This is a genomic window from Micromonospora sp. RV43, from assembly GCF_001029515.1.
GTDB classification, from domain to species: Bacteria; Actinomycetota; Actinomycetes; order Mycobacteriales; family Micromonosporaceae; genus Micromonospora; species Micromonospora aurantiaca.
On record NZ_LEKG01000246.1, the window covers coordinates 1 to 7,839 of the forward strand.

General features: G+C 71.9%; 5 protein-coding genes and 2 pseudogenes. 3 read left to right on the plus strand and 4 right to left on the minus strand.

The features are described from left to right. Positions 1 to 54 precede the first annotated feature (54 nt). Positions 55 to 1,374, minus strand: a pseudogene (locus ABD52_RS34670) (M14 family metallopeptidase); the annotation flags it as partial. 205 nt (positions 1,375 to 1,579) lie between these two features. On the opposite strand from ABD52_RS34670, the gene ABD52_RS34675 reads away from it, so the two are divergent. Continuing rightward, positions 1,580 to 2,920 carry a C39 family peptidase gene (locus ABD52_RS34675; RefSeq protein ID WP_013473537.1) on the plus strand — a complete coding sequence of 447 codons (1,341 nt, stop codon included), beginning with the start codon at positions 1,580 to 1,582 and terminating at the stop codon, positions 2,918 to 2,920. Between the two features lie 84 nt (positions 2,921 to 3,004). On the opposite strand, the gene ABD52_RS34680 is transcribed toward ABD52_RS34675, so the two are convergent. Genes ABD52_RS34680 through mqnE form a run of 3 tightly spaced genes read right to left on the minus strand, consistent with a single transcriptional unit; the run spans position 3,005 to position 4,921 of the window. Beyond that, positions 3,005 to 3,289 carry a DUF4229 domain-containing protein gene (locus ABD52_RS34680; protein WP_013473536.1) on the minus strand — a complete coding sequence of 95 codons (285 nt, stop codon included), beginning with the start codon at positions 3,287 to 3,289 and terminating at the stop codon, positions 3,005 to 3,007. Positions 3,290 to 3,315: 26 nt separating this feature from the next. Next, positions 3,316 to 3,744 (minus strand): hypothetical protein, encoded by a 429-nt coding sequence (locus ABD52_RS34685; protein ID WP_013283567.1) that lies wholly within the window; start codon positions 3,742 to 3,744, stop codon positions 3,316 to 3,318. Positions 3,745 to 3,751: 7 nt separating this feature from the next. Beyond that, positions 3,752 to 4,921: an aminofutalosine synthase MqnE gene (gene mqnE / locus ABD52_RS34690; protein WP_013283566.1), complete on the minus strand. Its 1,170-nt coding sequence runs from the start codon at positions 4,919 to 4,921 to the stop codon at positions 3,752 to 3,754. Positions 4,922 to 5,143: 222 nt separating this feature from the next. On the opposite strand from mqnE, the gene ABD52_RS34695 reads away from it, so the two are divergent. Both ABD52_RS34695 and ABD52_RS34700 read left to right on the plus strand, forming a co-directional pair. Next, on the plus strand, positions 5,144 to 6,784 hold the full coding sequence (locus tag ABD52_RS34695) for an NlpC/P60 family protein (protein WP_047894513.1): 1,641 nt from the start codon (positions 5,144 to 5,146) through the stop codon (positions 6,782 to 6,784). Between the two features lie 109 nt (positions 6,785 to 6,893). Then, positions 6,894 to 7,839, plus strand: a pseudogene (locus tag ABD52_RS34700) (hypothetical protein); the annotation flags it as partial.

Below are 7,839 nucleotides of genomic sequence, written 5' to 3' on the forward strand. Positions count from 1 at the left end.
GGGCGGGAACCCCGGCGGGGGTGGAACCGGGGTTCCCGCCCGGTGGTGAGGTCAGCAGTACTGGCTCTGCTTGCCGATCGCCCGGTACGGGCAGTCGGCGTACTCGGACAGGATCAGCACGGCCTCCCGGTTGCGTGAGGTCTGCGCCGGGATCACCTCGTCCGGCGGGTAGAAGCCGCCGCCGGAGGCCGAGCCGGGGTACATCTCGAAGGTGTACGCCCAGATCTTGTGGGCGCCCCACATCCAGTCGATGCTGGTGCCGTCGGCGATGTAGAGGTCGCTCGACTGTTCCGGGGTGTAGTTGTTCGTCGCCGCCATCTGCCGCCCGATGGTAGCGAAGGTGTTGTACTGGTCGGTGTTCATCCCGGTGGCGGTGTTGCTGTACGTGTATCCGTACGGCCAGAGCACCAGCTGCGAGTAGGTGTGGAAGTCGATGTTCGCCTTGATCTGCTGCACCCCGCCGACGACCCGGCTGTTGACGAAGTTGCGCAGCGCCGCGGTCTCCGGGGCGGAGAAGGCGGACGGGCCCCGGTAGGTGTCCGACGACTTCGTGCCGGACGAGCCGCCGCAGCAGCCCCACTGGTAGGCCCAGTTGCGGTTCAGGTCGGTGCCGATGGCTGTCGAACCGCTGTTGGGCTGCCGGTTCTTGCGCCAGGAGCGGTAGGAGCCGGTGGCGATGTCGTACTCGCTGCCGTCCGGGTTGACTGTGGGGACGATCCAGATCTCCCGGGAGTTGACGATGCTGCTGATCCGGGAGTCGCTGCCGTAGTTGTCGGTGAAGAGGTTGAGCAGGTAGATCGCCATCTCGACGGTCAGGTGCTCACGGGCGTGCTGCTGGGCGTTGAACAGGATCTCCGGCTCGGCCTCGTCGGTGGCGACGTTGTCGGAGATCTTCACCGCCATCAGGTCCCGGCCCTGGTACGACATGCCGATGCTCAGCTTCCGGGCGATGGTCGGGTGGTCGGCGACCACCTTGTTCACCACCGCGGTCAGCTCGGCGTAGTCGTGGTAGTTCGAGTCGGCGGGCGGGAACGCGTTGGCGGTCATGCCCCCGTCGGCGTGGTTGTGCTCCGGCACGACGTCCTTCTCGAGCCGGAATCCGAGCCGGGTGATCGCGTTGGCCTCGGCCTTGGTCGCCGTGACGTGCAGCACGCCGTGCTCGGAGTAGTCGATCGCGGCGCCGGTGGAGGCGACCGCGGTGCGGTCGGCCGCCGTACGCGGGCCGAGCACCCGGTAGGCGACTGTGGCCGGCTCACCGGAGCCTTCCGGTGCGGGCCGGGCGACGGCGGGCGCGGCGGCCGCGGTGACGATGGTCAGGCCGATGACGGCGGCGAGCGCCAGCCGGCGGCGGAGCGGAGAGGAGCGGAAGGCCATGGACAACCTCCTGGGGGTACGGGAGATCCCGTTGTCCGCACACTCCACCAGGAGACACATGGTCATATCAATATCTGTCTTTGCCTTGGGTCATCCCGACCTGATCGTCACTTCGGCAATGATTTTCTACGCCTGAACATCTGGCGAAACTTCCCGCCAAGCGCGACAGTGAACGGCAACGATGCCGTCTCCCTGTGGAGCTGCCATGTTCGGACGACCCATGCGCGCGGCCGCCCTCGCCGGCCTCACCGCGCTCACCCTCCTCGCCACCAGCGCACCGGTCCAGGCACAAGCCCCGCGACCGGGCGTCACGCACGACGAACAGATCACCTTTCAGGAGTTCTCCCGCTTCCCCGACTGGCGTAGCGGCTCCCACCAGGGCACCCGCGCCGTACCGGGCCGCCACCCGGCGCTGACCATCGGCCGCCCGGCGGGCACCACCGAGTTCACCGACGAGCACACCGGCACGACCCGCACCTGGGAGTACGCCACCTGGACCTCGCCCGAGCGGCGGATCGGCTTCGACGCCACCGAGATGGTCGCGTCGTGGAACGCCGCCACCCCGGCCGGCACCTGGATCCAGGTCGAGCTGCACGGCACGTACAACACCGGGGCACAGACCCCGTGGTACGTCATGGGCCGCTGGGCCTCCGGCGACCAGGACATCAAGCGCTCCACCCTGGACGGCCAGGGCGACCCGTGGTCGAGCATCTGGACCGACACGTTCTCGGTCGACGACGCCGACGCGGGGGTGCTGCTGCGCTCGTACCAGTTGCGGCTGACGCTCTACCGCGCGCCCGGCCAGGCCGCCGCGCCGCAGGTCCGGATGGTCGGCGCGATGGCGTCGAACGTCCCGGACCGGTTCACCGTCACCCCGAGCCGGGGCGGCATCGCCTGGGGCACCGAGCTGGCCGTGCCGCGTTACTCGCAGAACATCCACATCGGCGAGTACCCCGAGTACGACGGCGGCGGCGAGGCGTGGTGCTCGCCCACCTCGACGGAGATGGTGGTCGAGTACTGGGGCCGCAAGCCCTCGGCCGAGGACACCTCGTGGGTCGACCCCTCCTACCCCGACCCGACTGTCGACCACGCCGCCCGGATGACCTACGACTACGAGTACGAGGGCGCCGGCAACTGGCCGTTCAACACCGCGTACGCGTCGAGCTTCCCCGGCCTGGAGGCGCGGGTCACCCGGCTGCACTCGCTCGACGAGGCGGAACGGTTCATCAAGGCGGGCATCCCGGTGGTGACCTCGCAGTCGTTCCTCGCCAGCGAGCTGGACGGCGCCAACTACGGCACCTCCGGGCACCTGTTCGTGATCGTCGGCTTCACCGCCGACGGCGACGTGATCGTCAACGACCCGGCGTCCTCGTCGAACGACGCGGTCCGCAACGTCTACAAGCGGGAGCAGTTCGAGCAGATCTGGCTGCGCACCAAGCGCTACCGGGCCAACGGCACAGTGGCCTCCGGCTCCGGCGGCATCGCGTACCTGATCAAGCCGGCCGACCGGCCGTGGCCGGTCGTCCCGGGCTCGACCAACTGGTGAACGGCCCGGCCGGCCGGTGAACGGTTCGGCTGACCGGTGAAGGGCCCGGTGCCGTGTGCGGCGCCGGGCCCTTCGTCCGTCCGCTCAGCCGTCGCGGCGCTCGGCGTCCGGCTCGGCGCCCGGCTCGTCCTCACCGGCGAGCGCCGAGCGCAGCCGGTCCTTCTCCGCGCGCCGCCGCTCCGACGCCTCCGCCATCTCGCCGGCCATCTCGTCCCGCCAGTTGCGCAGCAGGAAGAACGACAGCGCGGCGGAGGAGATCAGCGCCACCATCAGCCGCAGGAACATGTTCATCTCGACGAACCAGAGGGCTGCCAGCACGGCGACGAACAGCCCGACCCGGCCCAGCGTGTACTTGACCGCCGCGCTCATTCCCGCATTCCCACTCTCTCCGTGCCTCAGCCCGTACGCCGGGCCAGCCAGTGCACGCCATGAAACCAGATGACGGCGTAGACCACGGTGAACACCGCCGCAGCCAACGCGCCGGTGAACAGCGCGGGCAGCCCGGAGGCCAGGCCCGCGGCCAGCAGACCGGCGAGGACGCCGAGCCCGAGACCGGCCAGCGCGGCCACCACCCGGGCGGCGCCGAACTCCCAGGCCCGGAACTCGTCCCAGAACAACCAGAGCGGCAGGATCACCGCGAGCCAGCCGTTCGTACCCCCGAAGCCGCTGTCGCCCACCGTGGCGAACGCGAACTCGAAGACCAGCAGCGCCAGCACCCCGATGACCAGGCCGGCCAGGCTCACCCCGAGCAGGTCACCGAGGGTGAGGATGCGCCCCTCGGCGTCGCGCCGGGGGAAGCCGCGCTGCTGTTCCTCGTCGCTCATCGCCAGGTCAGGCCCAGACCTGCTGCGGCTCGGACCGGCGCTCCGCCAGCGACGGCGGCCCGTCGTACTCGCGGACGATCTCGTAGCGGGTGTTCCGCTCGACCGGACGGAAGCCGGCGTCCCAGATCATGTGCAGCAGGTCGTCGCGGTGCATGGTGTTCGGCGTGCCGTACGAGTCGGCGTCGTGGGTGATCTTGTATTCGACCACCGAGCCGTCCAGGTCGTCGACGCCGAAGTTCAGCGAGAGCTGCGCGACCGACAGCCCGTGCATGACCCAGAAGCACTTGACGTGCGGCACGTTGTCGAACAGCAGCCGGGAGACCGCGAACGTCTTGAGCGACTCGGCCGGCGAGGCCATCGTGGTCCGGGCCTGGATCCGGTTACGGATCTTGCCGTCCGCCGAGTCGACGAAGTCGTGCTGGTAGCGCAGCGGGATGAAGACCTGGAAACCGCCGGTCTCGTCCTGCAGCTCACGCAGCCGCAGCACGTGGTCGACCCGGTGCCGGGGCTCCTCGATGTGGCCGTAGAGCATGGTCGACGGCGTCTTCATGCCCTTCGAGTGGGCCAGCCGGTGGATGCGCGACCAGTCCTCCCAGTGGCAGTTGTGGTCGACGATGTGCTGCCGGACCTCCCAGTCGAAGATCTCCGCTCCACCGCCGGTGAGCGACTCCAGGCCGGCGTCCATCAGCTCGTCGAGGATCGCGTCGGCGGTGAGCCCGCTGATCTTCTCGAACCACTGCACCTCGGTGGCGGTGAACGCCTTGAGGTTGACCTTCGGCAGCGCGGCCTTCAGCTCCCGCAGCACCTTCGGGTAGTAGCGCCAGGGCAGCGTCGGGTGCAGGCCGTTGACGATGTGCAGCTCGGTGAGCTGCTCGTCCTCCATCTCCTTGGCCTTGCGGACGGCCTCGTCGATGCGCATCGTGTAGGCGTCCTTCTCGCCCGGCTTGCGCTGGAACGAGCAGTACGCGCACGACGCGGAGCAGACGTTCGTCAGGTTCAGGTGCCGGTTGACGTTGAACATCACCCGGTCGCCGTTGAGCTCCGTACGCCTGTGGTGGGCCAGCCGGCCCAGCCAGGTCAGGTCGTCGCTGGCGTAGAGGGCGATGCCGTCCTCGCGGGTCAGCCGCTCCCCCGCGTACACCTTCGCCTCGAGTTCGCGCTTGAGTCCGGCGTCCATCCGAAAGCCACGTCCTTCCACCTGGGTTCCCGATCGAGCGTACGTCGCGGGTCCGACCGGCCGCCGACGTGGTCGCGCCGGTTCACCGGCCGTCACGCTCCGCACATCGACATCGTCGCAACCGTGAGGTAAGACAGGGTGGGGCGGAACACACACCAGGGCCGTCCTGTCCCGACACGCCCCAATCACGCGTGACGGACCCCAGACCGGACGGGGAGCGGTATGGCTCACAGCACCAAGGCCCGACGGCGACGAGGACGGCAGCCGGTGATCTCACCGATCCTCCGCCCGGCGCTCTGGTCCGCCCTTCTGGGGGCGGTCGCGGCCGCGGCGCTCGCCACACCCGCCTGGGCCGACCCGCTGCCCGACGTCGTACCCGACACCGGCTCCCGGCCCCAGGTCACCGGCCCCCTGCAACTGCCCGGCTCGTCCGGCACCGTCCGCGGCGTACCCGGCACCGTCCCCGGCGTACCGGGCGCCGTTCCCGGCCTCCCCGGCACCGTCCCGGGCCTGCCCGGCGTCACCACCCCGGGCGGCACTGCGGGCCTGCCGGGCACCACCGGCGTGACCAACCCGGCCGACGGCCCGCTGATCGCCCAGATCAACCAGCTCGACGCCCGGGTCACCCTCCTCGGCGAGGAACTGCTCCGGATCAAGACCGAGCGGGACGCCGCACAGACCGAGCTGACCCAGTCCGCCGCCCGGCTCAAGGAGGCCCAGGACGCGCTCACCCGCGCCCAGGACAACGCCAAGAGCGCCGCCGCAGACGCCGTGAAGGCCGACGCGGCGCTGCCGCCCGGTGAGTTCGGCGCCAGCCTGCGCGACTTCGCCAACCTCCAGCGCATCACCCGCGGCGACAAGGCCGAGGGCGCCACCACGTCGGTGACCGGCGAACTCCTCCGGGCCACCAGCGCCGAGGAGGCCGCCCGGAAGGCACACGAGTCGGCCCAGCGCCGGGCCACCGAGCAGACCACCGCGTTCACCCGCGCCGAGGCCGACCTGCGCAAGCAGGAAACCGCGCTCGTCGCGCTGCGCAAGGAGAACGCGGCCAAGCTCCTGGAGATCGAGCGCCTGGCGGACGCCGCCGAGCAGCGGCTCGGCACCTCGTACGTGGTCGATCAGAGCATCGACGGCCTGGTGGCGGACCCGCGGGCGCTCGCCGCCGTGCGCTACGCCCTCGCCCAGCTCGGTGACCCCTACCTGTGGGCCGCCGAGGGCCCGGACCGGTTCGACTGCTCCGGCCTGATGCTCGCCTCCTACCAGGCGGCCGGCTACCGGGGCCTGCCCCGCGTCGCCAAGGACCAGTACTTCGCGACCCGTTCCCGCACCGTCTCGCCGAACGCCCTGCTCCCCGGCGACCTGCTGTTCTTCGCCTCCAGCAGCAGCTGGACCAGCGTCCACCACGTCGCCATGTACATCGGCAACGGCAAGATGGTGGAGGCGCCGCGGACCGGCGACGTCGTCAAGATCTCGGTGGTCCGCTGGTCCCGGCTCTACGCCGCGACCCGGGTGATCGGCGCCGTACCCGCCCCGGCCACCCCGGTCCCGCCGCCGACCGTGCCGGCCACGCCGAAGCCGTCGACCACGCCCAAGCCGACGCCCACCACGCCCAAGCCGTCGACCACGCCCAAGCCGACGCCGACCACGCCGAAGCCCACCACGCCGACGCCCAAGCCGACGACGTCCAGCCCGGCGCCGAGTACGCCGCCGCCGAGCCCGACCGACTCGCCCGACCCGACGCCGAGCCAGAGCGCGAGCGCCGAGCCGGAGACCAGCAGCGCCGCGCCGAGCAGCAGCAGCGCCGCGCCGTCGAGCAGCACGTCCGGCAGCGGCTCCGCCAGCCCGAGCAGCAGCACCGACTGACCCAACCGCCGCTCCGGCTGTGCTCCCGGGCCGGAATGTGGCACGGTGAGATCCAGGCACTTCCGGTCGGCGCCACGGCCGGAGGCGAGCGTGGGTGCGGAGGGGCGAGATGGGCGAGCAGGACGTTCCGGCGGAGAAGGTCCACCCGGGACCGACGCCCGACCCCGCCGACCCGGCCGGCGACGACGACCACGGTTCGGCCCCACCCGGGCCGGTAGCCGTGGCGCGGGCGCGGGTGTCGGTCGCGGGCTCGGCCGTGCCGCCGCCCGCCGGTGACGAGCAGCCGCTGCCGCAGGCCGGTCCAACGACGTACCGGGCGGCCACCCCGGCGGACACCCCACCGCCGCTGGACCGGCGCCTCCCCGGCGCCACCGTGCCGCCGTCCAGTTGGTCCGCCTTCGCCGTGGGCGAACGCCAGGCGACGTCCCAGCCCGCCGCCGCGGAGGCCGACGGCGATGCCTCCCCGGGTACGCCCGGCAGTGCTCCGGCCGCCATCCCGGCACCCCGCGTCTCCGGTTCCGCACGCGTGCCCACGCCGCCCGTCGCAACCGCGGACGCGGCAGCACCGGCCGACGCCGCACCGGACCGCGACACCGCACCGGCCGAGCAGGCGGACGGGACCGCCGTCGGGCCGCAGGACGACTCCCAGTCCTCGGCAGCCGGTTCGGCCGAGTCTCCGCCGAACGCGGCGCCGGCCTCCGCAGCCGGCCGCCCGGCCCCGCTCACCGGCTCTTCCACACCCGCTGAGCAGGCCGGATCCGCACCCGCGCGGGCCAGCGCATCGGTACCCGGCCTGAGCCGTGTCTCCGCCGAGGAGGTCGCCGCCTCCGTGGTGGCCGCGCCGCCCGCCGCCGCCACCGTCTACCGGGCCGGTCCGGTGAACCCGGAACCGCCGGAGCCGGTCCAGCCGCCGGAGCCCGCGCAGCCCCCGGCGCCGAACGGCCCCGAGCCCGAGCCGGCGCCGACCCCGGTGCCCGGTCCGACGCCACCGTCGCCCGCGCCGCCGGTACCCGAGCCGGAACCACCGCTCCGGCCCACGCCACCCCTGCCCACGC

Excerpts from the sequence above, each read along its gene's own strand:
- ABD52_RS34675 (WP_013473537.1), top strand. The coding sequence starts at position 1,580 with ATGTTCGGACGACCCATGCGCGCGGCCGCCCTCGCCGGCCTCACCGCG.
- ABD52_RS34680 (WP_013473536.1), bottom strand. The coding sequence starts at position 3,289 with ATGAGCGCGGCGGTCAAGTACACGCTGGGCCGGGTCGGGCTGTTCGTC.
- ABD52_RS34685 (WP_013283567.1), bottom strand. The coding sequence starts at position 3,744 with ATGAGCGACGAGGAACAGCAGCGCGGCTTCCCCCGGCGCGACGCCGAG.
- mqnE (WP_013283566.1), bottom strand. The coding sequence starts at position 4,921 with ATGGACGCCGGACTCAAGCGCGAACTCGAGGCGAAGGTGTACGCGGGG.
- ABD52_RS34695 (WP_047894513.1), top strand. The coding sequence starts at position 5,144 with ATGGCTCACAGCACCAAGGCCCGACGGCGACGAGGACGGCAGCCGGTG.